Raw genomic sequence first — 25,657 nt, forward strand, 5'->3', positions numbered from 1 at the left:
ATAGGGGGAATAAGTCGTGTCTACTCGTGCTCAATTTACAGAAGAATTAAAAGATTTGAAGCAACAAATTAAAGAGTTGGCTATTGATTCGAAATATTCGCTTGATACAGCTATCCATTTACTGTATGAATGCGATGTCGAGCGTGCCAAGCAGCTGATCGAAGATGATGCGCTTCTAGATTCTAAAGAAGAAAAAATCAACGATACGGCCGCATTGATGATTGCGAAGCAACAACCTGTAGCCAGTGATCTGAGAAGGCTGATCAGTGCAATCAAAATTTCTTCGGATTTAGAGCGTATGGCTGATCACTCAACCAATATTGCGAAAGCGACGATTCATTTAGGTGAGGATCACAATATCGAAATCGACCCAGAACTTCGTGAAATGGCAGTCATTGCGATGGACATGGTTGATCTCGCTGTGAAGGCTTTCGAATATGAAGATATTTCGCTTGCAAATAAATTAGCTGAAATGGATGACATCATAGATAAGAAGTATGGTCAAGTTGTTAAGCAGATGCTCGAACTAACGGCCATCAACCCTGAACAAATCCAGCATATTATGCAGATGGCTTATGTGGCCCGTTATATCGAGAGGTTCGCTGACCATATTACGAATATCGGTGAAAATATCTTTTATTTAGTAAAAGGCAAGTCGTATGATTTGAATAAATAAGATAAAAAAGAGGATGCCCTTTTAAAGGGCATCCTCTTTACTTTGATGTGATCGCTTTTGCTATTTCATTGAGAGTCATGTCCGAGTCGATGGTTGCTTGTCCGACTTGGATAAAGCGACTGTAATCATTCACTGCCATATACTGCTCAAGTTCACTTGCCTTTTCAATGATTCCGGCTTGTGCAAGCTTTCTACTTATATCATCAGACGTTGTTCCTTGTACGATATCGAGAGAATAAACATATACCTTTTCTGTTTCAGGTATTTCTTCATCCTCTTTCTCGGAGTTTTTAGGTGCCTCACGAGGGGATGAGTCGTTTTCTAATGCTGTTAACTCTTGGTTGGATAAGACCGCGTAACCCTGTTTTTCTACCTCTGTCATCATGTCCTCTAGAGTGAGTTGCTTCTGATGAGGTTCAGACGAAGGTTCCTCCATGTAATAGGTCACACCTAGTGCGGTTGTGGCCGTTAATAACCCTAAAGCGAACGTGCGTATCGTTTGTTTCACGAGTGTACACCTTCTGACTGCCACTGTTGAATCAATGATTGCACATCATGCACATCAAGATTTGTATGTTTTGCAATATAATGAGCTTTATAGCCTCGCTGATACATAGCAAAGACGTTCTCAATCAAAGGGGGTTGTTGGCCCGTCGTCTTCTCCTGGTTTTTGAGGATTTCTCCAGTCAAGTCCTCTGCTAGCAGCTCTTCCTCAAGTACTTTGAGCTTCTGACTCGTCTGGTAATTCGATTGCATCATTTCCATCGATACTTGTTCAAGCTGCTCTTCTAACTCTTTCATTCGATTATTCATAAAGAAGGAAAGAATATAGAGAACGATCGAAACAGATGACAATGTGATCAATACATATACCAATCGTATTCACTCCTAACATCTTCTTGTTTAGTTATATCATAGAATAGATAGTGTGACCATGACGTATTATAGGATTTTACAACAAATATACACTTGAAAGTCATCGTCTGTTTTGTTATTATAGTTAAGTCTGATAATATGAATAAGACAGTGAAGAATTGAAGATTTGGAGGGATAACCAATGCGTGTAAATATTACACTTGCTTGCACTGAAACAGGTGACCGCAATTATATTTCTACAAAAAACAAGCGTACAAACCCTGAACGTCTGGAGCTTAAAAAGTACAGCCCACGTCTAGGAAAGCATACGCTTCACCGCGAAACGAAGTAAAACAGTAGGAGATTTTCCTACTGTTTTTTTTATATCCGTCTGGAGGCGATGTCATGAATAAATCAGATCTTAGAAGCGAAGCCAAGCAAAAACTTCAATATATTTCTTTTCAGGAACGGGATGACATCGAGAAAACGCTGCAAAACGTATTCTTTAAAAGTGAAATCTGGAGGGAATCTGATACAGTTGGTGTGACGATTTCTCAAGGTTTTGAATGGGACACCATATCCATCATTCAAGAGGGATGGGGGCAAAACAAACAGGTTGTGGTGCCGAAGTGTAATCCTCAGACGAAAGAGATGCAGTTTTACAAGCTTTCTTCATTTGATGATCTTGAAACGGTTTACTATGGGTTGAAGGAACCCGATCCTATGAAAACAGAGGCAATCGATAAAGACAAGATTGACCTGTTAATAGTCCCTGGTTTGCTTTTCAATCAGGATGGATATCGTATTGGATTCGGTGGTGGATATTACGACCGTTTTCTAAGCAATTTCCAAGGGAAAACTCTAATGATGGCATCTGAACATCAAAGAAACTCAACAATACCTGTAGAACGTTTTGATCAGCCAGTGGCATATGTGCTAACAGAAAGAGGAATGCACTCAACAGGTTCTACGAATTAACTTTATTCGGAATCTGTACCTAAACAACCAACCAAATCTGTTGTTGGAGCGTACATTCATGAATAGGCAAGAGGTCTCTGACGAAACATAACTCTATCTACATGAAGAATAGAGGTGGAGTCATTGCAACCATTGATGAAATGGATTTTGATCATCGGTACTGTCATCATGGGAATGTATCAATTCAGGTACAAACTCATCAATTATGTTTCATCTATACCTGCTTTGAGAAAAATGATGGTTCGATTGACGATGAATGTCCCTTATATACGAAGGAAGATGTTAGGGCATATGTTCCAAGGGAGTAAAAACTCTGAGCTGTCATAGTAATGACAGCTTTTTTCATTGTTTATAGATGTTTGCTTTCAGGTGAAAACTTATGAATAGAAGTTACTGTTTTCTCCGTGATATGATAATGGCATCTGAGGGAGGGGAAAATGTGTTTGTCGAACAGAATTATTATTTTTGGAAATTCGTTTATGAGCTTGTTAGTGCTCATGGTTTCCAAGTTCTCTCTATACAATCTGAAGAACAAGAAGTTTGGCTTGAGAAAGAGATTCAGTGGAAGACTCATGTTGTCCGTCTGAAGCAGAAGCAGATTAATTGGAGAAATGAGTTGAAGCGAGAGTTGTTGCTTACTCAGCAGCGGGTGAATAAGAACCGTCAGTTGTTTCGTGGCGGAAATGTGGTTTTGCATGTGGGCTATGTGGCTGAACATCCACCAGTCGATGAATGGAAGAGTGTGACAGAAGAGTTCTCTGGCCAAAAACCAACTCCGAACGTTTTCTTCTTTTCTGACGAAGAAAAAAGCTCAGAGCGTTCCAGGTTTTTTAGCGCAATCCATAGTGAAGACACGATTCAAGAGAAACATCCTTCTGAATCCGAGATGGAAGCGATGGTTCCCTACTTAAGACAGCAGGTTGCAACAAACCATCGTAAACGTCAACAAGAAGACCAATCCCTCTTTCGATTTGGCAAACCAGTCATGACTTATCTTTTACTGGCTATCAATTTATTAGTGTTTTTCTACATTGAGGGGAATGGGGATAGCACTTCGGTTCAGACTTTGATTGAATACGGAGCTAAATACAATCCAGCCATAATCGATGGAGAGTGGTGGAGAATTCTATCTTCGATGTTTCTTCATATTGGAACCTTGCATTTACTCATGAATATGCTTGCATTATTTTACCTGGGTAATGCCGTTGAGCGAATATATGGCTCATGGCGTTTTACCGTTATCTATTTGTTCGCAGGCGTTTTTGGTGGTTTGGCTAGTTTTATGTTGAATCCTCATGTTGCAGCGGGTGCATCAGGAGCGATTTTCGGATTGTTCGGAGCGTTACTGTTTTTCGGTGTCCAGCATAAACAGTTGTTTTTCAGGACAATGGGGTGGAACCTTCTATTTGTAATAGGCTTGAATATTGTTTTTGGTCTGCTTGTACCACAAATTGATAACGGTGCTCATTTCGGTGGATTAATAGGAGGATTTATTGCATCAGCTTTTGTTCATCTTCCGAAAGAAAAGAACATCATAAGGCAGTTGCTGGCGTTCGCTTTTTACTTAGTCGCTATTATGGCTATGGCTTGGCTTGGTGTTCAAAGCACATTCAACGAGAACCAGACGCTTGAGCAGGTAAAAGAGTCGCAAGAGCTTAATCAAACAGGAGATTTTGACGAAGTCATTCGATTGACGACAGAGGCACTTGAAGAGAATGGGAATTTTGAAGCCCCACTCTTATTCAACCGCTCCTATGCCTACATGCAAGTAGGAGACACAAAAGGAGCGAAGGAAGATTTGCTTAGAGTAGTCGATCAATCGCCTGATATGGCGGAAGCGCATTACAACTTGGCTGTTTTGTATCAACAGGAAGGTGAGCTTGAAAAGGCAGCCGATCACGCGGGAACAGCTGCCAAATTGAAACCCGAGAACGAGGGTTTCCAACAACTCCAGAAAGAACTTTCTTCTTCTTAATAATATTGGATGAGTTGATGCTTTTTCCCTGTATCATCTTCGAACAAAACCATAAGGTGTTTCCCGTTCTTATCAAAGAGTATGATCGGAATATAGCTCTGTATTGGATGTTTAGAGGGCGTATCGGTGATCGCTAAAATGTAATTCTTATAAAGTCCTTCCCACAATTGGCCAAGAATTCTTTCGGAATTTTTTTCTGAGGCTCCGGGTAACGGTTTATCTTTAAAGGTGGACAATTGTGTCAGGGGAACCTCAACATACTTGTCCGGGGGAATTTGGTAATATGAATAAAGTTCTTCCCATTGAACCTCCACTTGTTGTTGGATCGTATGATCAAGTCGTTGTTTCCAGTCTTTCTCTTCTTTCGTGTCTGCTTGATGAAATGATGTTCGGTTGCTGTGAGGGGAGTCGATGACGTACAGTACATCTGAAGAAGTCGCTTGAATACTGCGAATCGGTTCCTCCCCCTCGTGAATCTCTCCGTGGTGAAAGGAAATGGCTTCATATTTCTGACTATCTTCCCCGTGAATACTTGATTGTTTCTCGATTTCTTTCGTGTTTTCTTTCCATTTATTCATGATGCCTTTCAATCGTCCATTTACATAAAGGAGAGAAACATCTTGGCGTAGGTATTGAGTTTGATCACTTGTAGAATACATGTCCCAAACGACTTCATACTCATCCTCATCCGCTTGCGATGCAAAGGATAAGGTTGTACCATACTTCGAAAACTGGCTATCCGGATCAATAGGGAAGTATTTAACGACTTCTGCTTCCTTTGAAGCTTGTAAAAAATATAGAAACACGACGAATATTAATAAAGAACAAACGAGTCCGTACAATGTTACTCTCTTCATTCTTCCATCCCCTTACCGTCCTCTCATTATTTAGCGCTGCGTTATAGAAATAGATATGTACGTTCATAAGCGGACATGCCCTTCACTTCAAAAAATGTATGATTTTCAATCAATGGAAGAAACTAAGCCTCGTATAGAGGAGGGTTCCTAGTGAGCGAAGAGAAGCAACCATTGTTCAACAAATATGAGGAAAACGTTTCCTATATGAGAGAACGACTGGGCGTCGATGAAAGTTTTGATATGGTTCATTTAGATCTTGTCTATGCAGGGAGAGGGATGTCTCTCTTTCTTGTAGATGGATTTGTTAAAGATGATATTCTTCATTATTTGATGAAGTTACTTTCTAAGTTAGACAAAGATCAACTTGACCCTGACCCTTTAAAGCAATTGTTGAAAACACATTTGCCTTATGTCGAACTTGATCAAGAAAAAGATTTAAATAAAGCCGCTGATACGGTATTGGCCGGCCCTACGGCACTCGTAGTGGAAGGCTGCGATGAAGTCATCATGATTGATGCGCGTACATACCCGGTTCGTGGTCCCGCAGAGCCGGATTTGGAGAGGGTTGTTCGTGGCTCAAGAGATGGTTTCGTGGAGACGATTGTTTTTAATACGGCACTTACGAGGCGACGAATTCGTGACAGGTCATTGCGAATGGAATACTTGCAAATCGGAAGGCGCTCTCAAACGGATGTCTGTTTATGTTACTTAAAAGATATTGCTGATCCGAGTCGTGTGGAACATTTACAAAGAGTGCTCAAAGAAATTGATACGGATGCATTGCCGATGGCCGAGAAAACCATCGAAGAATATATAAGTGGTCAGCACTGGAATCCATATCCTGTGATTCGCTACACTGAACGCCCGGATACTGCTGCTGCACATTTATACGAGGGTCACATCCTCATTATCATCGATGGGTCGCCTAGTGTGATGATTACGCCAGCTACGTTTTGGCATCATTTGCAGCACGCAGAAGAGTATAGGCAAAAGCCGTTGGTCGGAGCCTACCTGAGATGGGTACGTTTCTTTGCTTTTATCGCATCAATCTTCATTTTACCGTTGTATTTCTTGTTCTCTATGTATCCTGAACTGCTACCTGAAGCTCTTTCTTTCATAGGTCCATCAGATCAAGGCGTCATCCCTCTACTCTTACAGTTCTTAATTGCCGAGATAGGAATTGATCTCTTGCGTATGGCAGCGATCCACACCCCTTCTTCTCTTGGTACAGCGCTTGGGTTGGTGGCTGCAATCTTAATTGGACAGGTAGCTGTAGATGTAGGTCTCTTCTCAAGGGAAGTCGTCTTATACTTGTCTCTGGCTGCTATTGGAACATTTGCCACCCCCAGTTATGAGATGGGGCTCGCTGATCGAATTTCAAGATTGTGCTTGCTGATTGTGACGGGGTTATTCGGTGTCAAAGGTTATATTATTGGTGTCAGCTTTTGGTTGATCTATCTGTCACGCATGCAAACCTTTAAGACACCATATCTATGGCCATTCCTCCCGTTTTCTTGGAAGCCGTTCCGTGACGTTCTCATCAGGTCTCCCATCCCTTTAAAAAATAGAAGACCTGCCTTCTTACATCCTAAAGACCCTGATCGCTAACTAGCATCAGGGTTTTACCGTTTTCATTCTTATCTGGACTTGGTATAATGAAAGAGGTGATGAAACGTGAAGACAATTTATGATATTCAGCAACACTTAAAAAAATTCGGAACCTTCATTTATGTGGGGGATCGACTCGCAGAATTAGAATTAATGGAAGAAGAAGTTCGCGAACTGTACCAGGCGCAATGCATGTCGACAGAAGACTATCAAATGGCGATTCTGTTGTTACGTGGAGAGATTGCTCGTATGAAAGACCGTGTAGAGGGAGAGGTTTGATTGATGGAGAAATTATACCTTGGTGCTGATATTGGCGGTACGACTGTCAAGTTAGCTGTAATTAATGGTGATGGTGATATAAAGAAGAAATGGGAAATCAAGACGAATACGGAAAACCGTGGTGCGTCAATACCACAAGATATTCACGTAGCGTTTGAGGAAGCATTAAAGGAGCTACATATTGAAAAAGACCAAATCGCTGGCATCGGGGCGGGAGCACCTGGTTTTGTCGATACGGATACAGGCTACATTCATGAAGCCGTCAACATCGGATGGAAAGATTTTGATTTCGGTGAACAGCTTAAAGCCCTGACTGGTTTACCTGTTTGGGTTGATAATGATGCAAACCTTGCCGCTTTAGGTGAAAATTGGTTAGGCGCTGGTCGTGGAGCTGAGCATTTGATTGCTGTGACTCTTGGTACAGGAGTCGGTGGTGGAATCATCACGAACGGTCAAATCATCAATGGAGCGAATGGTACGGCTGCTGAAATCGGTCATATGACGGTCGTCAAAGAAGGTGGCGCTCCTTGTAATTGTGGTAAAACAGGCTGCTTAGAAACAGAAGCCTCTGCAACCGGAATCGTGCGTAAAGCTAAAAACGCACTGACAGATTTCGAACAATCGATTTTGAAGGACTCAATCGTGTCTGGACGTTTGAATTCAAAAGAGGTGTTCGAGGCGGTATATAAAGGTGATGAGTTAGCTGTCACGGTCATCAATGATGTCATGGATACACTCGGATTGGCCATAGCTAATTTAGCGATTGCCATGAACCCAGAGAAAATCGTAATCGGCGGTGGAGTGTCCAAAGCAGGCGATCTGTTACTTGATCCCTTGCAGGAAGCGTATAACAAGTATGCTCTAAATCGGACTAGAGAGGCGTCAAGCTTTGGAATTGCTGAACTCGGCAATGACGCTGGTGTCATTGGTGGAGCGTATTTAGTTAAGAAAAATCAATAAAACACAGGAAAAAAGTTGGAGCGATCAGCTCCAACTTTTTTTGTCTATATAGGTAAATTCAGGGGCGATTTTGTCATACGGATTAAACAATGTGACATTCCAATTACAATTTATGTATATCATAAAAAATCATGAAACTTTTGTGGTATCATTTACGTCATATTATAGGAATGAGTTTAATATCTATTTTAAGTGGAAATTGTAAAGGTAGTTATGTATGATGGTTAAGCGCATGTAAAATAATGCTTGATCCGTACATGCAATAGAGGAGGAACAGTCATGCCATTTCAAAAATTACGCATGCCTTTATTTATCATAGCAACGATTTTATTTGGACTGAAAACGTACGTTGTATATCGGTTTATGTTTGACCTATCTATAGAAAACTCGCTACAAGAGTTCATCCTATTTGTCAATCCTCTGGCTAGTGCCTATTTAATCTTTGCCATAAGCGTATGGTTAAACCCTAAACGCCAAATGAAGTACTTGCGGTGGACATCGTTAGTCGGTTCGTTGATTTTGTTCTTTAACTTGGTTTTCTACCGGAATTTCACGGATTTCATAACGATTCCTGTTCTATTCCAAGGCAACAATGCCGCTGATTTGACAAGTAGCTTTTTGACGTTGTTACACATCGAAGACTTGATTATTTTCTTAGATGTCGCACTCATCTGGTACTTGAGTAAACAAAAATTCAACTTATCTGTGCGTATGCCTAAAAGAGGGAAAATTGCCGCAACGGCCGTAACGTTCTTACTGTTAGCGGGTAATGTCGTACTCGCAGAAATCGAACGTCCTATGTTGTTCGTGCGTGCATTTGACCGTGAATATTTAGTGAAGAATATCGGTGTTTATAATTACCATCTTTACGATATGACGATGCAGACAAAAACGAGGGCTCAGCGTGTGCTGGCAGATGAAAGTGAGATTAGTGAAGTTGAGACTTATTTAGACGAACATTCTCCCGATAGAAAAGGAGAAAAGGCAGATCTCTTTGGGATTGCCGAAGATAAAAATGTGATTTTTGTCAGTGTCGAATCGTTTCAGAATTTCTTGTTCGATTCGAATATAAATGGAACCGAAACGACTCCTTTCTTGAATGATTTAAAGGAAAGTCAGGATACAATCTGGTTCAAAAACTTTTATCATCAAACCGCTCAAGGCAAAACATCGGATTCTGAATTCATTGTAGAGAATTCATTATACCCTCTTGGACGTGGCGCAGTGTACTTTACACATGCCCAGAATGAATACAATGCTTTACCAGAAATTTTGAATAATAATGGCTATGAGACGTCAGTGTTTCACGCTAATAATAAGAGCTTTTGGAACCGTGATGTCATGTATGAGAATATAGGGTACGATGAATTCTACGGAGAGCAATCGTTCGAGGTGACACCAGAGAACTCATTTGGGTGGGGACTTGAAGATAAAGCGTTCTTCGAGCAATCCATTAAATATTTGCAGTCCCAAGAACAACCGTTTTACAGTAAATTCATTACGTTGACTCACCACTTCCCGTTTGAAATGCCGGAAGAAAAGGCGAATATCGACCTTTATGATTCTGGCTCAAATACGTTGAATCATTACTTCCAAACCGCACGATACACTGACGAGGCGCTAGAACAGTTTTTCCAACAATTGAAGGATTCAGGAATTTATGAAGACTCCATCATTGTTATGATGGGAGATCATTATGGCATCAGTGAATTCCACAACAAAGCCATGAGCCAATTCCTGGGAAAAGAAATCACAGGATATGAACATGTCCAACTTCAACGCGTCCCATTCATGGTGCACATACCAGGTTATGAAAATGGCCAAGTGTACGAGAAAGCGGTCGGCCAAATCGACGTGAAACCGACCCTTCTTCATTTACTAGGGATTGAGGCTGAACAAGACCTAACGTTCGGAGAGAATATGTTCGCTGAGCAAAAGGATGATTTTGTGGCATTGCGAGACGGAAGCTTCATTAATGAAGCTTATGTCTTCACGGATGGCATCTGTTATGAACGAGAGACGGGTACTGAGCTTGTAGATGAACAAGCAGAGGCATGCACACCTGTTAAAGAGCAGGTAGACAAAGAACTTCAGTTATCTGACAATATCATTTATGGGGATCTGTTCCGATTCTACGACTTTGGACAGTCTGATGAGTCGACACCATCCTCTTAAAGCTGAGCCACTAGAGTAACACTCTAGTGGCTTTTTCTTGCTACAAAGTCTTCACATACTTTTGCCTTAAATAGGGTAAGGTTAGGTACATACATATCATTCAAGTAGAGAGAGGGAAAAAGATGTTTCGTTTTGAAAATGTCAGTCAATCACCATTGCAAGGGGTGACATTCGAAATCAAAGATCAGGACAAGGTGATTTTGTTCGGACCATCAGGGGCTGGAAAAAGTACACTATTGTTCTTATTCAACCGGCTGAGCGATCCAGAAGGTGGTCATATTTATTATAAGGACGAAAGGATTGAAAAACATGATATCACGTCCTTACGAAAAAACGTGGGGCTTGTGCTGCAATCTCCTAACCTGTTTCCCGGTACAGTCCTAGACAATTTAAAGTACGGGCCAGCCCTATTCGATGAATGGAATGAAAATGAAGCGCGAAAGTTGTTGGATTATGTACAACTTCCCATTTCATTTTTGGATAGGGAAGTGGACCAACTCTCAGGCGGGGAACAACAGCGAGTGTCCCTAGCACGTACTCTTGCTAATCAACCTGAAATGCTGTTGTTGGATGAACCGACAAGTGCTCTCGACAATCGGACAGCGGAAGAAATAGAGGAGGTTTTGGAACGGTTGATCAAAGAGCATCAACTGACCATGCTTATGGTTACTCATGACATGAAACAGGCTCGTCGGTTAGGAGATCGAGGGTTGTTCATCTCAGATGGAAAGTTACAAGAAGACGGAAAGATTCCTGAGATGTTGGATCAACCCGATACAGAAGCTTTGTATAAATTTCTAGAAGAGTAGGATGTGTCGTCATGTCACCTGAGATATCAAATCAATCGTTATTATTTCTAATTGTTTTTGTAGTCGTTCCATTAACGCTCTCCTATTTTTATCAATTAGGCATGAGTAGAGATATTCTATGGTCTTCCTTAAGGGGAACGGTACAGTTATTTGCCATTGGATATATCCTTACGTATTTGTTCGATTTGCCAGCAAGTTTTGGTATTCCATTGATGGTCGGAATTATGTTGATTATCGCTACGTTTCACGCTCGTCAGAAAGGAAAAGAACTGCCGTACGTATTACCGGTGGTTTTCTTTGGGTTATTGATTGTAGAGGTCAGTGTGCTATTTATGTGGCTTACCTTCGATATGGTGCAGTTCAGACCATCAGAGGTCATCCCGATGAGTGGGATGGTCATCGGCAACAGTATGGTAGCTATGGGGTTGTCATTAGAACGGATGAAAAGTGAATTCAAACAAAACAATGGTCGGCTGTTAGCTGCACTCTCTTTAGGTGCAAAGCCTAAGCAAGCGTCCCATTTGATCGTTCAAAAGACACTTCACGCGGCTTTGATCCCGAATGTCGACCGGATTAAGACCATCGGGCTTGTGCAGCTGCCTGGTATGATGACAGGATTGATCCTTGGTGGTGTAGATCCGGTTATGGCGATAAAGTATCAGCTCGTTATTTCCTTGAGTATCTTTTCATCCGTCTCAATCAGCGCAATGTTTGTCACCATTGCCATGTACCGCTATTTCTTCAATCAAAACAAACAGTTGGTTGAATCAGCCGAAGAAATCGAAAGCCAAAGTTGAATATAAAAAAAGCGAGCTACCAAAAGTAGCTCGCTTTTTGAGTTTTATCCAAATAAGTTTGCATAGATCGTCATGACAGAGAACCAACCAAACATCAATGCTGATGCAGCTGCAAATAATACGGCAAAGAAGTTCTTCGTCTTCAACTCGCGGAAAACGGCAATAACACATAGAATTGCAACGATAAGAAGAATGATAGCTGTTACCAAGTTCAGCACCCCCTATATTCCTTTTCTTTATTATCATCCCGACAGAGAGGATGTTATACTATATGTAGCCCAAATTGACTCAAACTTATTCTATAGTATAAATGATGAAATGTCGAGTTATCTATATGTATTTTATAAAATTAAAGAAGAGGTGTCTACCCATTGATTAAAATTTCTCGTTTGCCTTTAGGCCCAATGGCAACAAACGCTTACATTATCCATGAAAACAAGCAGGCTCTGGTGATTGACCCGGGTGGGGACTTTGAAAAATTACAAGCATATCTAGAAGAGCGAGAATTGGATGTTTTAGCAGTTTTACTCACTCATGCACACTTTGACCATATCGGGGCGGTAGACCAAGTCAGGGACGCTTATAAGGCCCCTGTGTACCTACACGGTTCTGAATCAGACTGGTTAATGGATCCTTCTTTAAATGGATCGGGATTATTCCAGATGGGAAGTGTAACCGCACGTCCAGCAGACAATCTTTTAGAACCTGGACAAATGGAAATTGGTCCTTTCACATTCGAAGTGCGTCATACACCTGGTCATTCGCCGGGAAGTCTATCTTTCGTCTTCAGAAATCAACGGTTTACGATTGCAGGAGATACGCTATTCCAACGTGGAATGGGACGCACAGATTTACCTGGAGGAAGTCGGGAGGAGCTTGAAGAAAGCATCAAGGAGCAGCTGTTCAGCCTACGGAACGATATGAAAATCTTCCCGGGTCACGGTCTTCCGACCACCATCGAAGAGGAGAAGGAAGAAAATCCGTTCTTTTCTTAATAAAGACCAAATAAAAAACCTGTTATCTGCTTAGATAACAGGTTTTTTATTAGTGACCACCGAAACTCGGTACTAGAATAAATGATGAATAATACGTGAATCCAATCATGAAAACTGTCAAGTATGAGAAGAATATGTACACATACATACGCTCAGACAGTTTGAGGTAACCAATAGTAAGGAAAAAAGCCGTTTGAACTAAAGATAATAAGGCCGCTTCCATCATGTCGCCTGCATAAAACATGATAGTAAAAATACCCGTCCAAAAGGCCAGCACTCGAAACATACGATCCATGCTTTTTCCCCCTCCTTTTTCATCGTTAAACTATCAAACCTATTATAAACGACCCAACTCCAATTGTAAATAAATCATTACATATATCAGTATTTGTCATAAAGCTTCTCAGTATCCGCCATTTCTCAAAAAGTAAATCCATCGCAAACCTTTCTTTAACAAGGGGGTTATAGAGAAGGATGTCTCTTGGTAGAGGAAAAAACGGGTCGCAGAACTACCTACACCATTCCTCAATTCGAAATAATTGTAGAAAAGTAAAAAAAGATGTTTAATAAATTGTACAAAGGTTATACAATGACTGTACAGGATAAAACAAAAAATGAGGAGCGATGAAGATGGAACAGTTGAAATTCTATAGTTACCCGAGTTGCACATCTTGTAGACGTACGAAGTCATGGTTGAAAAGTCAAGGGGTGGAATTTAACGAACAGCATCTGTTCCGTGAAACTCCATCGGTCGATGAATTAAGACAGATCCTATCTCTAACCACATTGGGAATCGATGAAATATTAGCGAAGCGTAGTAAAGAATATAAAGAATTGGATATAGACGTTGATGATTTGACAATCAATGAATTTTTAGACTTAGTCATTGAAAAGCCTAAATTGTTAAGACGCCCGATTTTAACGAATGGAGAAAAAATCGTTGTTGGTTATGATCTAGAAGGGTTACGAGGTATCACAGATAAAAAGATGGAATACACAGCTCAAATTTCCTAATGATATGGAAAAATACAAGAAGAATACAAACATACCTTAATCATCGCTCCTCTTAGCAGTAGGAAGCGATGATTTTTTATTGTGCCACGATTGGGTAGTGGTAAACGGTTGAAGACTCTTTACCGTCGAGTTCCGTGATTTCCCAATGACAGATCACATGTGTCTCATTGTTTTGTTGACAAGTAGCATATGCTTGGCCCAATTCAGAAGAGAAGTAGAATTCATCGCTCCATATTGTTTGCCCTTTGGACCATCCGTCAAGCATTTCTCCTTCTGCAAGTTCCAATAAATTTTGTCTAAGTAAAGTCTTCTCATAAACCTCTGTATAGATGACCTCATTTTTATATTGCTCAATGGTAAGCAATGTTACCGTGATGAACAAAAGGGATAGGATTAAAACTAAAGGGAATACCAGTCCTCGTTCGTTTGTGAGGAGGGACGAATATAAATTTCGAGTACCGTTCATTTTCCTTCATCCTTACCTTCATAATAAAACCATTAATATGATCGTCCACAAGCACTTCTTCTACACCTTTTAATAGCGGCTCATGTCCGGTGCTGTTTACTTGTCTACGAATGATGTTCCCGTATTTCTCAATGGAAATCATACGATCGTTGACATCTGTTAGAAGAATGGAAGTCGGCGTTGTTGTCACTCTTTGTGACTGAGTAACTTCCATCTGTATATATTGAAATAATTGATTAGCGGCAAGTTCTTGGTTATAAGAGGCGCTGTCCAGTAGTCGAAGCAGAGGTGCAGACAAAGATACGATTAGTAGGAAAATGAACAAGCTGATAAGGGTTTCCATCATCGTGAACCCTTTATGGTGATCGGGCAAAAAGACATATGGTCTCAATGGTTTCCTCCTTAATCTTGAGACAGCCTTTCAGATGCTGGTCCTCAATTGTGAACTCGTAATAGATGTGCGACCACCGGTGGTCTTGAATGATAAGAGGGAGAGTTGCTTCCTTTTTTTCTTCTATAGTATGGAGTTGATCATGAAGAGTCGAAAGGGACAGGCGTTGAATAGACAAATCTTTTTGACTGGACCGGACCTCAAATAGAAGAGGGAGCAAAGTTAGAGTAAGGAATAGGAATAGGCTAAAGGCCGTAAGGGTTTCAACTAACGTAAAGCCCCGTGAGTTATTCAATGGTTGCTCGACTGATTCCAAATGGAAACGTTACTTTGTAAGAGCGATCAGGACTGTAGAAACGCATGGTTCCGGGGTGGCGTATAGTTCCATTCCGATTAAATCGGATTGGCGATCGGGTTGTGTTCATTTGATAGCTCCAATCTTTAGGGAGGGGTCTGTGAAACATTGTTTGATTCGACTCGCCATCATAAAGGGTATAATCATTCGTCTGTTTTTGGAACAAAAGATAATACGATCCGTGATCTTGCATGGTTAACTGTTGAGTAAGTAACAAGTCCGATTGAAATTGTTCAAGGAAGTGCTCCGCCTTTATAGAAGAGATGATGTTATGTTGGATAGGGGATATGATGAGCAAGAGGGCACTCCAAGATACTAAAACAAGGAGCACTTCTGTTAAAGTGAAACCAGATCTGTTACGGAGTGACTGGAGGCCCAGAAATGACTTCTCCTTCTGTAGTTCCATAAGACAACACATCTCCGTTTGGACACTCCTTCTGTTTTAGGTATCCATCTGAAACTAACACATCAATGGATTCCGGAAAGTCATCATTTTCGATATAGTAAGCTTCTGTCTGGGCTTGTGCGCTTGAAAGTAACGCTGCACACCCTTTGGTGCGAATCGATTTATTTTGTGCGGACAAATTCGGGATCGTGATAATTAATAGGACAGAGATTACTAGTAGTACAATAAGCATTTCAACTAAGGTAAAACCCCGTTCATTTTTCATATGAATGGCTCCTTTTATAATTGATTCATCCACTCGTATAGTGGAAGCATAATCGATGCGTAAATCGTGATAACAAGAAAGGCGATCAGAAGGAAGAAGGCGGGCTGAATCCATTGCACCCATTTCAATAGGGTGGTTTTCATGTGATCCATATAAAATTCAGACAATAGTTCAAGTTCATCGTTTAGGGCGTCGACGTCATTTGTTTGATGAAACAAGTCGGTCAGTTCTGAACGCAACATCTCGCAAGGATGAATCGCTTGACTCAGTGTTCTGCCGAAAGCGAGCTCGTTCAATATTTGTTCACTATAATGAGCTAAAATATCGTACCTCTGGTGTTGACGCATGAACTCTAACGATTCTTTCAGTGTCAATTTTGTCTGAAGCAACGTCTGAAGGTGATGGCTGAATAGAAAGGAGAGAACAAACGAATAGCCCTTGTAGAAGAGGGGAATCTTTTTGAACAAACGTATCCGATTATCGATGGATAGTTTAGGTGTGATCAGACGGAGAAGAATTGAGGCTAGCACACTAAGAAGGGCAAGTACGCCTAACGTACGGATGAAAAGGGAAATGCCTTTCAAAAGCCAAAGCGTGTCTGTGCTCTGCTCTTCAAAAAGCACAAGGAAATTCGGGAGAACGGTATGCTGTATAATCGAAAAGGCAACGAGCATAAAAAGGAGAAGGAGAACAGGGTATCTGGTAGCTTGAATGACTTTTCTCGTATACTCTCTTCTTAATTGAAGGATGTCCTTACATTGTCTGAAAGAAGAGGCGAGGTCGTGCTGGGAGCGGGCGAAGTAAAGGTAATTAGTGACAACCTTTGAAAACTTGGCATTCCTGAAGCCTTCATCAATGGTCTCTCCTTTTGTTAAGGAATGGTTCAATTCGTCGGAAATCGGTTTGAGTGTCTTGTCCCAGCTTGTCATCGATAATGCCTCTAACAGCGGATAACCTTTTGATAAGATGTGACTGACTCTGTGAAAAAATAATATTTGAGTATGGACCGGAAGCGGTCGCTCAAATTTCCAACTCCATGTTGGAAGCTTTCGTAAAGCCGAGCGCATAAGCTTTCCTCCTTAGGGTAGGAAAAGATCGAAAAGAAGAGGATTGATAAGGTGATTCATTCTTGATGGATTGTTCGAGTAGTTCACCGTCGAGGAGCTCGAGAATCGCTGCTCTTTTGGGAAGGAGATCATGCCCTTCGAGGGGAAGGAGTTGCTGAGCTGCTATGGCGATGAGTGTTTGTTCCATGTCGGCTTGTTTGATTTTCATTTCATGTAATCGCCGTATTGTACCGAAAGCGTCTTTCGCATGAATGGTACTAATGACCAGGTGCCCACTGAGGGCAGCCCGGAAAGCGAATTGTGCTGTATCTTGGTCGCGGATTTCCCCCACCATCAATAAATCAGGGTCATGACGCAGAGCGGCTTTTAAGCCTGTGTCATACGTAATACCAGCTCGCTCATTGACTTGTACTTGTATAATGTTATTCAAGTTCTTTTCAATGGGATCCTCAAGTGTGATAGCTTGAAAAGAGCGTCTATTCATGAGGGATTGAAGTAAGGCGTAGAGGGTGGTTGTCTTTCCGCACCCTGTAGGACCGGTGAATAGAATCATTCCACTCTTATTACGTAGCCATCGTTCGATTTGTTTCAGTTGATCTGGAAAAAGGAATAATTGTTCTAAGGGAGTGTGGTCCATAGGGGTTAAGATGCGAATAGCCAAACTTTCTGTTCCCGTAATGGGTAGGGTGGATAAGCGTAGGTCAAAGGTGGTTTGGTCATTCCGGTGTTGTAATGTGCCGTTTTGAGGACGTTTCATTTCGCCGATGTCCATACCTGATGTGTATTTAAAATAAGAGAGAAGTTTTTTGTACAGCGGTAAGGGTAAAGTGGAATGAAAGATACGTTCACCGTGGATGCGGAAGTAAATGTTCGTGTGTTCGGCAAAAGGGGAAAAGTGGATATCGGAAGCGGTTTGTTGAATAGCGGATACAAATAATTCGCGAGCAAAATTAGCAATCGACTTCAAAAATACAATCACCTCGTATTCAAATTGATTTACATAACACATATTCGACAAAAGGAAGGATATTCCTTCTTTTTCACTAATTATTTTTTTGGAGGCATGTATAATGATTTTTTTAGTTGGGTTCATGGGGAGTGGAAAGTCTACAGTAGCTAAGGAATTAGGGAAACAACTGGCTATGCCGGTGATCGAGATGGATGAGGCTATTGAGGAAGAAGAAGGGATGACCATTAAGACGTTATTCGAGAAGTTTGGGGAGTCGTATTTTCGAGAGAAAGAAACGACTTTTCTCAAAACGATCAAGGCTGATTCTGTCGTCTCGACAGGCGGTGGCATTGTTGAAAGAGAGGAAAACGAAATTCCTTTAAGCACAGGGAAAGTTGTCTACTTACAAGCATCATGGGAAACCATTGTAGAGCGATTGCAGCAAGATACCACCCGTCCTCTCTGGAATGGGGATGACGAGCAGAAAAAGAAACGATTTGAAAATCGGCAAGGAAAATACGAGCGGGTTGCAGATGAAACCGTTGTAGTAGACGGGAAAGATTCGGATCAAATTGTGAGTGAAATTATCCATCGTTTAAAAGGATGATGAAAGGGACATACTAAAACTAAAAGTATGGACAAAGAAGGGATTTAATGGATCGTAACGATTATGTTAAATTTTTGACAGAAGAAATGGTTAAATACATGCAACTTTCTAAACAAGAAAAGAAAGAACGTAAAGCCCGTAAACCTTCAAAAAAATCATCCTTTTACTGGTTTGGTGTGCTTCCGCTTGCTATTAAGATGATGCGGAAACGGTGGAAAGCCAACCATTAGGGTAAAGTTGTCATGTGGACACAGGCGAAATAATAGAATCATAAAAGGTAGAGGTCACCTGTTGCAACTACGGTGTCCTCTACCTTTTATGATTCTACAGTTTTCTAACTCGTTAACATTTCTTGACTTGTTTGCTGGGACAGATAAAACAATCCCCCGTTCACAACTTCCATCTCGATACGTGGGCGGTACCGTTTAAATAATTGCTCGTGTTCTTTGTTGAATTGATCTTCACTCATGTCGCCGGATTCATAAAACGATTGTAGCAATTGCTCTTCCTGCTCCAATTGTTGATGCGAATCGCGAGCCCAGTTATGATTTTGAGATGATGTATGATTTTCGACATACCCTTCAATCCGTTTGTAAGCACTTTTTAACTGAATAATGGGCGTCATAGGAAAAGTGTAGTCTGAGACGGTCATATTAAAAGCGTAATTCGAAATTCGCTCCATCATACGAGGAACGAAGGTTCCATGCAGCAATTGTAGACCTACCGATACTGGTTCGTCTTTTGTCTGCTTCCCACGATAATGAAGCAGAGCATTTACAACAAGCCATGGGGTCAGTGCTCCGTTAGCTTGTGGTTCGTCCACCGCCTCATAAAGCCTGGTTAGTTTCCCTTTCTTCATTGCTGTTTCATAAATGGTGTGCAACTTTGGTGTTCCGGCATGTAAATAAATGCCGGGCTCGTCGGTGTTTTCTGTGAAGGTAAGTTGCATCGGCTCTCCTTGTCGATTCATTTTCTTCATATAATGCCAGTAGAAAGGGCGGTTCATAATCTCTTCATCCATAGCATTCGTTAGTTGAATGTTCATATGAGAAGGACTTTCCTCTGTTATTGTACAGCCATTCGTGTTAAAAAAATCCTTCACGAAATCGAAATGGGGGCTCGTCAACTTAACTCTCTCCCTTCGTTCACCGTATACTCTACATAGCTCACTAAATTATTGAGTTTGATGTCTATTTCTCCGCGACTATCGGATTCTTTCAAGATGGACTGAAGTTGCTGATCGAATGACCCTCCGGGAATTTTTTCTAAAATGTCGTCTAAGTCACCGACTGCTTTTTTGAACATTTCGATTTTCTCATACAGCATGTTCATAATGTGATCTTCAATGGTCCCTTCAATGGCAAAATTGTACACACGGATATCTTTCTCCTGACCGAAACGATGGATTCGTCCGATCCTTTGTTCGAGGCGCATCGGGTTCCAAGGCAAGTCGTAGTTGATCATTTGGTGGCAGAATTGCAAGTTGATGCCTTCTCCCCCCGCTTCTGTAGCCACCATGACTTGTGCTTTATTTTTGAACAACTGTTTCATCCAATCTCTCTTGCTTTTGTTGAATTTTCCACTGAAAGGAACAGAAGAAATACCGTGCTGCTGTAAATACCATTGTAAGTAAAATTGAGTGGCCCTGTATTCAGTGAAAACAATGAACTTTTCATCAGATTGTTGGATTAATTCCACCATTCGTTTTGCTTTCGTGTGGTGGGGAAGTTGCTCCAGTTGTTCCATCAGTGAAATGTATTTTTGTGCCTTGCTTTCATCCATTTTCTTGGCCATTTCTTTAAGAGACATGAAACACGCTTCTCGAGAAGAGCAGATCTCCTTTTCAAGCGTCAGCCACGCAAAGGAGTTATGGTCGGATTTTAACGCGGTTAACTGGTTGTACCATTCACTTTCTTTTTCTGTAAAAGCTAAGCGTTCATTGACAACATGGCGCTTGGATTCATTTAATCCTGTATCCTTCCTCCGGTTCCGGATCATCAGTTGACCAACAAGGGAGTGAATGTGTTCGACGCCTTTGGTGTCATCTTTATGATAGCGGTACTTTTTCTTGAAGTCTGTTAAATTCCCTAGGTACCCAGGCTTCAAGATGGAAACCAGATTGAAGAGATCGCTTAGTTTATTTTGAATGGGGGTAGCTGTTAGTAAGAGACAATACGTTTTCTGCAAGGATTGAACAAATTGATAGTTCTTCGTTTGGTGATTCTTTAATTTGTGAGCCTCGTCAATGATGACCATGTCATAAGGAATCGATAAAATCTCTTCGCGGTGGGATTCCCGTTTGGCCATATCTATAGAGGTGACCGTAACCTCCCAGTCTTTCCAGGACGCTTGTTTCTTTCTCGGCGAAGCGGCTTGGATATAGAATTTTTCGTTCAACTCTTGGACCCACTGATTGACCAACGAGGCAGGAGTCAGGATCAGGACTTTTTTGGCCACACCCCGAATCATATATTCCTTCAGAATAAGGCCTGCTTCTAAGGTTTTGCCGAGTCCTACTTCATCTGCCAGAATGGCGCGTCCATTCATTTCGTGCACCACCTTATTCGCAGCGTCCACCTGGTGGTCCAAAAAATCCACATGTGGCAAATGTTCTAAGGCTAGTAATCCGTCGAACCTGGGGATTGTCTGAAATGATGATGCTTGATAGGCAAGTTTAAAACTCTCCCAACTCGACAATTCCTCAGGATGATCTAAGCTGTCACTCAGTTTTTGGATAAACGTTTCGTCCGGATGAATATCGAACATCGCTATGCCTCCATCTATCAATACATATCCGTAAAAGTATTGTGAATGATTTGTAAATTTTAATAGTCAGTCCCTGAAACCCGTGATATAATGTAGCTGAATCACGATGTAACCTATTAAATCGTTATGAAATAGTATGTCCAGACGAATCTAATAAAATACGACAGCGAACGACTGCAGGGGGAGAGACTACATGACGTAGCGCCGAAGGAGCAAACAACATTTGTGAATCTCTCAGGCAAAAAGACCTCTGTAGGACGCAGCTCTGGAGAGTGTCTACGTATGTAGGCCACCCAAGAAGCAAGCGGTTTTGGAAGCGGTATCGAATCGTGAAACTTTCTGGTGAAAAAGACAGAGACTTCCCCCTTATAGTGGAGAAGTCTCTTTTTTTATGGACTTATGGACAGTAAGGAAAAGGAGTGGAAGTGGATGTCAGGTTTAAAACGTACCCCTTTATTTGATGAGTACAAAAAAGCAGGAGCGAAAACCATCGATTTTGGTGGGTGGGATCTCCCGGTACAGTTCTCGAGTATTAAGGAAGAGCATGAGGCAACTCGTACGCAGGCAGGCTTGTTCGATGTTTCGCACATGGGAGAAGTGATTGTCGAGGGTCAGCGTAGCCTGCCGTTTTTGCAAAAAATGTTGACGAATGATGTATCTAAGTTAGAGCCTGGAAAAGCTCAATATACCATCATGTGTTACGAAAATGGCGGTACGGTCGATGACTTAATCGTCTATCAATTAGAAGACTCTAAATACTTACTCGTTATCAATGCAGCGAACCGCGAGAAAGATGTCCAATGGTTGCGGGATCACCAGGAGGAAGAAGTTGAGATTAGCGATGTGTCGGATGAGTACGTCCAGTTAGCCCTTCAAGGCCCTAGGGCAGAAGAAACATTGCAAACGTTGACCGAAATTGATCTATCGGCTATACGATTCTTCCGTTTTGAACAGGGAGTTGTGCTTAAAGGAGTAAGTAAGCCAGCCATAGTTTCTCGTACGGGATATACCGGTGAGGATGGGTTTGAAATTTATTTGCCTAAAGAGGCTGGTGCCGAGTTATGGCAAGCCATTCTTCAAGCGGGTGAACCTTTCGGTGTCCGCCCAATCGGACTCGGAGCTCGCGATACATTACGTTTTGAAGCGAACCTAGCTTTATATGGCCAGGAATTAACGGCAGACATCACACCGATAGAAGCTGGTTTAGGATTTGCCGTAAAAGCGAAAAAAGAATCCGATTTCATCGGGAAAGAAGTTTTGAAGAAACAAAAAGAAAATGGTCCACCTCGTAAATTGGTCGGCATAGAGATGATCGATAAAGGAATTCCGCGCACCCATTACGAAGTGTACGATGGAGAAAAACAAATAGGTTTTGTTACGACTGGTACGCAGTCTCCAACACTCGGTAAAAATGTAGGGCTCGCATTAGTCGAGGCCGCTTATGCCGAACAAGGTACAGAAGTCATGATTCAAGTGCGGAAGAGACGTTTACAAGCGAAAGTTGTCGCTACACCATTTTACAAACGATAAAGAACGAGGGGGAAGTATGAATGGAGTTTCGTTATCTACCAATGACCGAAACAGATAAGAAGGAAATGCTTGATCGCATTGGGGTTCAATCGTCCAATGAACTGTTTTCTGATATACCGGAAAGCGTCCGATTTAAGGGTGATCTGAACATCAAAGAGCCTAGAAATGAATTTGAACTAACCAAAGAACTCATCCAAATGGCTGCAAAAAACGTGAACCTAAAATCGCACGCCTCTTTCTTGGGCGCAGGTGTGTACGATCATTATATTCCGTCGATCGTCGATCACATTATTTCACGTTCTGAATTTTACACGGCGTACACGCCTTACCAGCCGGAAATTTCTCAAGGCGAGTTGCAAGCCATCTTTGAATTTCAAACGATGATTTGTGAATTGACAGGCATGGATGTAGCGAACTCCTCTATGTACGATGGAGGTACGGCGCTAGCTGAAGCAGTCAACTTGTCTGCCGGTCAGACAAAGAAAAAGAAAGTGCTCGTATCAAAAGCGATTCACCCGGAATCGCTAGCGGTCATTCGTTCATATGTGAAGGGTCCGGGAGTAGAGGTCGTGGAGATCGACCATAAAGATGGACGAACAGACCTTGATCAACTCGAGAAAGAATTAGACGAAGATACGGCTAGTGTGGTCGTGCAATACCCGAACTTCTTCGGTCAAATTGAACCATTGGAAGATGTTCGTAAACTCGTAGATACACAAAAGAAAGCGATGATGATCACATCCAGCAACCCTCTGGCATTAGGATACCTGACGCCACCTGGGGAATTTGGTTCTGATATCGTTGTCGGGGACGCGCAGGTGTTTGGAATCCCAACTCAATACGGTGGACCTCATTGTGGTTACTTTGCAACAACGAAGAAATTAATGCGGAAAGTTCCAGGAAGGCTTGTCGGTCAAACGGTTGATGAAGATGGCCGTCGAGGGTTCGTCTTAACATTACAAGCTCGTGAACAGCACATTCGTAGAGACAAAGCGACATCCAATATCTGCTCAAACCAAGCTTTGAATGCCCTGGCATCTTCTGTGGCTATGTCTTCCTTAGGTAAACAAGGAATCAAGAAAATGTCGAAAATGAATATTCAGAAGACGGCTTATTTGAAGCAACAACTACTGAATAGTGGATTGTCGATTGCTTTTGAAGGATCTTTCTTCAATGAAATTGTTGTAGAGTTGAACCAAGACGTGTCGGAAGTGAATCGAAAGCTATTAGACAAAGGATTTCTAGGTGGCTACGATTTAGCTCAAATCGATGAGCAGCTTAAAGGCCATATGTTGGTCGCTTGTACAGAAATAAGAACGAAGGATGAAATCGATCAATTTGTGAAGGAATTGGGGGATCTACATGACTAATCAGGACTTTCCGTTAATTTTTGAATTGAGTCAAGAAAGTCGTACAGGGTTCAGCCTGCCGACTATGGACGTTCCGGAAATTGATGTTGATGAACAAATCGGGAACATGTACGTCAGGCAGAGTGAACCTGACCTTCCAGAGGTGAGTGAACTTCAAATCATCCGCCACTATACAGCATTATCTACACGAAACCACGGGGTCGATTCAGGTTTCTACCCTCTAGGATCTTGTACCATGAAGTACAATCCTAAAGTGAATGAAGATATTGCCCGTTTGACAGGCTTCAGTCATATCCATCCCTATCAATCAACAGAGACCGTCCAAGGTGCGCTTGAATTGATGTATGATCTGCAGGTTTCCTTAGAAGAAATCACTGGTTTAGATACCGTGACCCTTCAGCCTGCAGCAGGTGCACACGGAGAGTGGACCGGTCTGATGATGATTCGTGCGTTTCATGAATCAAATGGAGACCATAATCGTACGAAGGTGATTGTACCGGATTCAGCACATGGAACAAACCCTGCGTCTGCAACTGTCGCGGGATTCGAAGCTGTCACCGTTAAGTCTGATGAACGTGGTTTAGTCGACTTAGAAGACTTGAAGCGAGTCGTGGATGACCAGACGGCTGCACTGATGTTGACGAATCCGAATACACTCGGCCTGTTTGAAGAAGATATCGAAGAGATGGCAGCCATTGTACACGAAGCGGGAGGGAAGCTTTATTACGATGGGGCTAACCTGAATGCGATCCTCGGGTATGCACGTCCGGGAGACATGGGCTTTGATGTCGTACACTTGAATCTGCATAAAACCTTTACAGGACCTCATGGTGGGGGCGGCCCTGGGTCAGGACCTGTCGGTGTAACGGCTGAACTTGAGCCTTACTTGCCAAAACCTATCCTCAAAAAAGAAGGGGAACAGTTCACCTTCGACTATGATCGTCCTCATTCTATCGGTCGTGTCAAACCTTATTACGGAAACTTTGGAATCAATGTCCGTGCTTACACGTACATTCGTACAATGGGGCCAGAAGGGCTGAAGAAAGTTAGTGAGTATGCGGTCATCAACGCCAATTACATGATGCGCCGTCTACAAGAAGAATTTGATTTACCATTCGATCGCCACTGCAAGCACGAATTCATTTTGTCTGGAAAACGCCAGAAAAAGTTAGGTGTGCGGACGCTAGATATGGCCAAACGTCTCTTAGACTTTGGTTATCACCCACCAACCATCTACTTCCCTATTAATGTGGAAGAGGCTTTGATGATTGAGCCTACGGAGACGGAGTCTAAAGAAACGCTAGATGCGTTTATTGACGCGATGATCCAAATATCCCATGAAGCCAAAAATGATCCAGAAAAAGTACAAGAGGCGCCTCACACCACCATTGTTAGTCGAATGGATGAAACGCAAGCTGCACGTAAACCTGTATTACGTTATCAAAGATAAAACAAACCCCAAGTCCTTTGAAAGGGCTTGGGGTTTTTAAGTGTTAGGAAAAAGCAA

At 41.9% G+C, this 25,657-nt stretch carries 32 protein-coding genes and 2 riboswitches; of the genes, 18 read left to right on the forward strand and 14 right to left on the reverse strand.

The genetic code is table 11. The annotated features are described in order from the left end of the window. Positions 1 to 16 precede the first annotated feature (16 nt). Entirely contained in the window at positions 17 to 676 is a 660-nt protein-coding gene (gene phoU / locus H0266_RS01640; protein ID WP_181470639.1) for a phosphate signaling complex protein PhoU, read from the forward strand. A gap of 37 nt (positions 677 to 713) precedes the next feature. Here the strand turns inward: phoU and H0266_RS01645 are convergent, their stop codons facing one another. Beyond that, a complete protein-coding gene (locus H0266_RS01645; protein ID WP_181470640.1) occupies positions 714 to 1,184 on the reverse strand; it encodes a hypothetical protein in 471 nt (156 codons plus the stop codon). Next, positions 1,181 to 1,552: a hypothetical protein gene (locus H0266_RS01650; RefSeq protein ID WP_181470641.1), complete on the reverse strand. Its 372-nt coding sequence runs from the start codon at positions 1,550 to 1,552 to the stop codon at positions 1,181 to 1,183. Before H0266_RS01650 ends, H0266_RS01645 begins: the two co-directional genes overlap by 4 nt. A 181-nt stretch (positions 1,553 to 1,733) precedes the next feature. Between H0266_RS01650 and rpmG the strand changes: the two genes are divergently transcribed. From rpmG to H0266_RS19680, 4 genes are all read left to right on the forward strand, one after another. Continuing rightward, positions 1,734 to 1,883, forward strand: a complete 150-nt coding sequence (rpmG, locus tag H0266_RS01655) for a 50S ribosomal protein L33 (RefSeq protein WP_181470642.1) — start codon at positions 1,734 to 1,736, stop codon at positions 1,881 to 1,883. A gap of 53 nt (positions 1,884 to 1,936) precedes the next feature. Then, positions 1,937 to 2,509: a 5-formyltetrahydrofolate cyclo-ligase gene (locus tag H0266_RS01660; protein WP_181470643.1), complete on the forward strand. Its 573-nt coding sequence runs from the start codon at positions 1,937 to 1,939 to the stop codon at positions 2,507 to 2,509. A 135-nt stretch (positions 2,510 to 2,644) separates the two neighbouring features. Further along, on the forward strand, positions 2,645 to 2,836 hold the full coding sequence (locus tag H0266_RS01665; protein WP_181470644.1) for a hypothetical protein: 192 nt from the start codon (positions 2,645 to 2,647) through the stop codon (positions 2,834 to 2,836). Positions 2,837 to 2,948: 112 nt separating this feature from the next. Then, positions 2,949 to 4,484, forward strand: a complete 1,536-nt coding sequence (locus H0266_RS19680) for a rhomboid family intramembrane serine protease (RefSeq protein WP_181470645.1) — start codon at positions 2,949 to 2,951, stop codon at positions 4,482 to 4,484. Here H0266_RS19680 and H0266_RS01675 read toward each other — a convergent pair. Beyond that, the gene (locus tag H0266_RS01675; RefSeq protein ID WP_181470646.1) at positions 4,481 to 5,341 is read right to left on the reverse strand and encodes a hypothetical protein; all 861 of its coding nucleotides are present in this window, start codon (positions 5,339 to 5,341) and stop codon (positions 4,481 to 4,483) included. The two genes, H0266_RS19680 and H0266_RS01675, sit on opposite strands and share 4 nt — an antisense overlap. A gap of 204 nt (positions 5,342 to 5,545) precedes the next feature. On the opposite strand from H0266_RS01675, the gene H0266_RS01680 reads away from it, so the two are divergent. The 6 genes from H0266_RS01680 (at position 5,546) to H0266_RS01705 (ending at position 11,969) form a co-directional block, all read left to right on the forward strand. Then, positions 5,546 to 6,949 carry a spore germination protein gene (locus H0266_RS01680; protein WP_181471695.1) on the forward strand — a complete coding sequence of 468 codons (1,404 nt, stop codon included), beginning with the start codon at positions 5,546 to 5,548 and terminating at the stop codon, positions 6,947 to 6,949. Positions 6,950 to 7,015: 66 nt separating this feature from the next. Further along, on the forward strand, positions 7,016 to 7,228 hold the full coding sequence (locus H0266_RS01685) for a YqgQ family protein (protein ID WP_181470647.1): 213 nt from the start codon (positions 7,016 to 7,018) through the stop codon (positions 7,226 to 7,228). A 3-nt stretch (positions 7,229 to 7,231) separates the two neighbouring features. After that, entirely contained in the window at positions 7,232 to 8,188 is a 957-nt protein-coding gene (locus H0266_RS01690; RefSeq protein WP_281374199.1) for an ROK family glucokinase, read from the forward strand. A gap of 279 nt (positions 8,189 to 8,467) precedes the next feature. After that, the gene (locus tag H0266_RS01695; protein ID WP_181470649.1) at positions 8,468 to 10,363 is read left to right on the forward strand and encodes an LTA synthase family protein; all 1,896 of its coding nucleotides are present in this window, start codon (positions 8,468 to 8,470) and stop codon (positions 10,361 to 10,363) included. 122 nt (positions 10,364 to 10,485) lie between these two features. Further along, positions 10,486 to 11,172: an ABC transporter ATP-binding protein gene (locus tag H0266_RS01700; RefSeq protein WP_181470650.1), complete on the forward strand. Its 687-nt coding sequence runs from the start codon at positions 10,486 to 10,488 to the stop codon at positions 11,170 to 11,172. A gap of 11 nt (positions 11,173 to 11,183) precedes the next feature. Beyond that, complete coding sequence (locus tag H0266_RS01705; RefSeq protein ID WP_181470651.1) at positions 11,184 to 11,969, forward strand: ABC transporter permease; 786 nt, start codon at positions 11,184 to 11,186, stop codon at positions 11,967 to 11,969. Between the two features lie 44 nt (positions 11,970 to 12,013). Here the strand turns inward: H0266_RS01705 and H0266_RS01710 are convergent, their stop codons facing one another. Continuing rightward, on the reverse strand, positions 12,014 to 12,178 hold the full coding sequence (locus tag H0266_RS01710) for a DUF2759 domain-containing protein (RefSeq protein ID WP_181470652.1): 165 nt from the start codon (positions 12,176 to 12,178) through the stop codon (positions 12,014 to 12,016). 162 nt (positions 12,179 to 12,340) lie between these two features. Between H0266_RS01710 and H0266_RS01715 the strand changes: the two genes are divergently transcribed. Next, entirely contained in the window at positions 12,341 to 12,964 is a 624-nt protein-coding gene (locus H0266_RS01715) for an MBL fold metallo-hydrolase (protein ID WP_181470653.1), read from the forward strand. A gap of 49 nt (positions 12,965 to 13,013) precedes the next feature. On the opposite strand, the gene H0266_RS01720 is transcribed toward H0266_RS01715, so the two are convergent. Further along, positions 13,014 to 13,259, reverse strand: a complete 246-nt coding sequence (locus H0266_RS01720; protein WP_079479675.1) for a DUF2626 domain-containing protein — start codon at positions 13,257 to 13,259, stop codon at positions 13,014 to 13,016. A gap of 335 nt (positions 13,260 to 13,594) precedes the next feature. Between H0266_RS01720 and H0266_RS01725 the strand changes: the two genes are divergently transcribed. Then, entirely contained in the window at positions 13,595 to 13,978 is a 384-nt protein-coding gene (locus tag H0266_RS01725) for a Spx/MgsR family RNA polymerase-binding regulatory protein (protein WP_181470654.1), read from the forward strand. Positions 13,979 to 14,054: 76 nt separating this feature from the next. Here the strand turns inward: H0266_RS01725 and H0266_RS01730 are convergent, their stop codons facing one another. From H0266_RS01730 to comGA, 7 genes are read right to left on the reverse strand one after another with little or no spacing between them, the layout of a single operon-like run. Further along, a complete protein-coding gene (locus H0266_RS01730; RefSeq protein ID WP_181470655.1) occupies positions 14,055 to 14,360 on the reverse strand; it encodes a hypothetical protein in 306 nt (101 codons plus the stop codon). Then, positions 14,329 to 14,835, reverse strand: coding sequence for a competence type IV pilus minor pilin ComGF (locus H0266_RS01735; protein WP_181470656.1), 507 nt, complete (start codon positions 14,833 to 14,835; stop codon positions 14,329 to 14,331). Before H0266_RS01735 ends, H0266_RS01730 begins: the two co-directional genes overlap by 32 nt. Beyond that, positions 14,801 to 15,151 (reverse strand): prepilin-type N-terminal cleavage/methylation domain-containing protein, encoded by a 351-nt coding sequence (locus H0266_RS19730; protein WP_425484278.1) that lies wholly within the window; start codon positions 15,149 to 15,151, stop codon positions 14,801 to 14,803. Before H0266_RS19730 ends, H0266_RS01735 begins: the two co-directional genes overlap by 35 nt. Then, a complete protein-coding gene (comGD, locus tag H0266_RS01745; protein ID WP_220127084.1) occupies positions 15,123 to 15,596 on the reverse strand; it encodes a competence type IV pilus minor pilin ComGD in 474 nt (157 codons plus the stop codon). The genes H0266_RS19730 and comGD overlap by 29 nt, the downstream gene beginning before the upstream one ends. Beyond that, positions 15,547 to 15,861, reverse strand: a complete 315-nt coding sequence (comGC, locus tag H0266_RS01750) for a competence type IV pilus major pilin ComGC (RefSeq protein WP_181470659.1) — start codon at positions 15,859 to 15,861, stop codon at positions 15,547 to 15,549. Before comGC ends, comGD begins: the two co-directional genes overlap by 50 nt. A 14-nt stretch (positions 15,862 to 15,875) precedes the next feature. Continuing rightward, complete coding sequence (locus H0266_RS01755; RefSeq protein WP_181470660.1) at positions 15,876 to 16,928, reverse strand: type II secretion system F family protein; 1,053 nt, start codon at positions 16,926 to 16,928, stop codon at positions 15,876 to 15,878. Then, positions 16,882 to 17,895, reverse strand: a complete 1,014-nt coding sequence (gene comGA, locus H0266_RS01760) for a competence type IV pilus ATPase ComGA (protein WP_425484288.1) — start codon at positions 17,893 to 17,895, stop codon at positions 16,882 to 16,884. The genes H0266_RS01755 and comGA overlap by 47 nt, the downstream gene beginning before the upstream one ends. A 103-nt stretch (positions 17,896 to 17,998) precedes the next feature. Here comGA and H0266_RS01765 point away from each other — a divergent pair, with 103 nt between their 5' ends. Both H0266_RS01765 and H0266_RS01770 read left to right on the forward strand, forming a co-directional pair. After that, complete coding sequence (locus H0266_RS01765; RefSeq protein WP_181470662.1) at positions 17,999 to 18,484, forward strand: shikimate kinase; 486 nt, start codon at positions 17,999 to 18,001, stop codon at positions 18,482 to 18,484. A 47-nt stretch (positions 18,485 to 18,531) separates the two neighbouring features. Beyond that, entirely contained in the window at positions 18,532 to 18,714 is a 183-nt protein-coding gene (locus H0266_RS01770; protein WP_181470663.1) for a YqzE family protein, read from the forward strand. 104 nt (positions 18,715 to 18,818) lie between these two features. Here H0266_RS01770 and H0266_RS01775 read toward each other — a convergent pair whose 3' ends face one another. Both H0266_RS01775 and H0266_RS01780 read right to left on the reverse strand, forming a co-directional pair. Continuing rightward, positions 18,819 to 19,586: a YqhG family protein gene (locus H0266_RS01775; protein WP_343063186.1), complete on the reverse strand. Its 768-nt coding sequence runs from the start codon at positions 19,584 to 19,586 to the stop codon at positions 18,819 to 18,821. A 20-nt stretch (positions 19,587 to 19,606) separates the two neighbouring features. Further along, entirely contained in the window at positions 19,607 to 21,250 is a 1,644-nt protein-coding gene (locus H0266_RS01780) for a DEAD/DEAH box helicase (RefSeq protein ID WP_181470665.1), read from the reverse strand. A gap of 170 nt (positions 21,251 to 21,420) precedes the next feature. Continuing rightward, a riboswitch (glycine riboswitch) is annotated at positions 21,421 to 21,510 on the forward strand. A 3-nt stretch (positions 21,511 to 21,513) separates the two neighbouring features. Then, a riboswitch (glycine riboswitch) is annotated at positions 21,514 to 21,607 on the forward strand. 72 nt (positions 21,608 to 21,679) lie between these two features. On the opposite strand from H0266_RS01780, the gene gcvT reads away from it, so the two are divergent. Genes gcvT through gcvPB form a run of 3 tightly spaced genes read left to right on the forward strand, consistent with a single transcriptional unit; the run spans position 21,680 to position 25,600 of the window. Next, positions 21,680 to 22,780 carry a glycine cleavage system aminomethyltransferase GcvT gene (gene gcvT, locus H0266_RS01785; RefSeq protein ID WP_181470666.1) on the forward strand — a complete coding sequence of 367 codons (1,101 nt, stop codon included), beginning with the start codon at positions 21,680 to 21,682 and terminating at the stop codon, positions 22,778 to 22,780. Positions 22,781 to 22,800: 20 nt separating this feature from the next. Then, positions 22,801 to 24,150 (forward strand): aminomethyl-transferring glycine dehydrogenase subunit GcvPA, encoded by a 1,350-nt coding sequence (gcvPA, locus tag H0266_RS01790; RefSeq protein ID WP_181470667.1) that lies wholly within the window; start codon positions 22,801 to 22,803, stop codon positions 24,148 to 24,150. Next, positions 24,143 to 25,600, forward strand: a complete 1,458-nt coding sequence (gene gcvPB / locus H0266_RS01795) for an aminomethyl-transferring glycine dehydrogenase subunit GcvPB (protein ID WP_181470668.1) — start codon at positions 24,143 to 24,145, stop codon at positions 25,598 to 25,600. Before gcvPA ends, gcvPB begins: the two co-directional genes overlap by 8 nt. Positions 25,601 to 25,657: the final 57 nt, after the last annotated feature.

The organism is Halobacillus locisalis, from assembly GCF_013694105.1.
Taxonomy (GTDB): Bacteria; Bacillota; Bacilli; order Bacillales; family Halobacillaceae; genus Halobacillus; species Halobacillus locisalis.

Coding starts and splice junctions, on each gene's coding strand:
- rpmG (WP_181470642.1), top strand. CDS start 1,734: ATGCGTGTAAATATTACACTTGCTTGCACTGAAACAGGTGACCGCAAT.
- H0266_RS01660 (WP_181470643.1), top strand. CDS start 1,937: ATGAATAAATCAGATCTTAGAAGCGAAGCCAAGCAAAAACTTCAATAT.
- H0266_RS01665 (WP_181470644.1), top strand. CDS start 2,645: ATGAAATGGATTTTGATCATCGGTACTGTCATCATGGGAATGTATCAA.
- H0266_RS01675 (WP_181470646.1), bottom strand. CDS start 5,341: ATGAAGAGAGTAACATTGTACGGACTCGTTTGTTCTTTATTAATATTC.
- H0266_RS01680 (WP_181471695.1), top strand. CDS start 5,546: ATGAGAGAACGACTGGGCGTCGATGAAAGTTTTGATATGGTTCATTTA.
- H0266_RS01690 (WP_281374199.1), top strand. CDS start 7,232: ATGGAGAAATTATACCTTGGTGCTGATATTGGCGGTACGACTGTCAAG.
- H0266_RS01695 (WP_181470649.1), top strand. CDS start 8,468: ATGCCATTTCAAAAATTACGCATGCCTTTATTTATCATAGCAACGATT.
- H0266_RS01700 (WP_181470650.1), top strand. CDS start 10,486: ATGTTTCGTTTTGAAAATGTCAGTCAATCACCATTGCAAGGGGTGACA.
- H0266_RS01705 (WP_181470651.1), top strand. CDS start 11,184: ATGTCACCTGAGATATCAAATCAATCGTTATTATTTCTAATTGTTTTT.
- H0266_RS01720 (WP_079479675.1), bottom strand. CDS start 13,259: ATGGATCGTATGTTTCGAGTGCTGGCCTTTTGGACGGGTATTTTTACT.
- H0266_RS01725 (WP_181470654.1), top strand. CDS start 13,595: ATGGAACAGTTGAAATTCTATAGTTACCCGAGTTGCACATCTTGTAGA.
- comGD (WP_220127084.1), bottom strand. CDS start 15,596: ATGGAACTACAGAAGGAGAAGTCATTTCTGGGCCTCCAGTCACTCCGT.
- comGC (WP_181470659.1), bottom strand. CDS start 15,861: ATGAAAAATGAACGGGGTTTTACCTTAGTTGAAATGCTTATTGTACTA.
- H0266_RS01755 (WP_181470660.1), bottom strand. CDS start 16,928: ATGCGCTCGGCTTTACGAAAGCTTCCAACATGGAGTTGGAAATTTGAG.
- H0266_RS01765 (WP_181470662.1), top strand. CDS start 17,999: ATGATTTTTTTAGTTGGGTTCATGGGGAGTGGAAAGTCTACAGTAGCT.
- H0266_RS01770 (WP_181470663.1), top strand. CDS start 18,532: ATGGATCGTAACGATTATGTTAAATTTTTGACAGAAGAAATGGTTAAA.
- H0266_RS01780 (WP_181470665.1), bottom strand. CDS start 21,250: ATGTTCGATATTCATCCGGACGAAACGTTTATCCAAAAACTGAGTGAC.
- gcvT (WP_181470666.1), top strand. CDS start 21,680: ATGTCAGGTTTAAAACGTACCCCTTTATTTGATGAGTACAAAAAAGCA.
- gcvPA (WP_181470667.1), top strand. CDS start 22,801: ATGGAGTTTCGTTATCTACCAATGACCGAAACAGATAAGAAGGAAATG.
- gcvPB (WP_181470668.1), top strand. CDS start 24,143: ATGACTAATCAGGACTTTCCGTTAATTTTTGAATTGAGTCAAGAAAGT.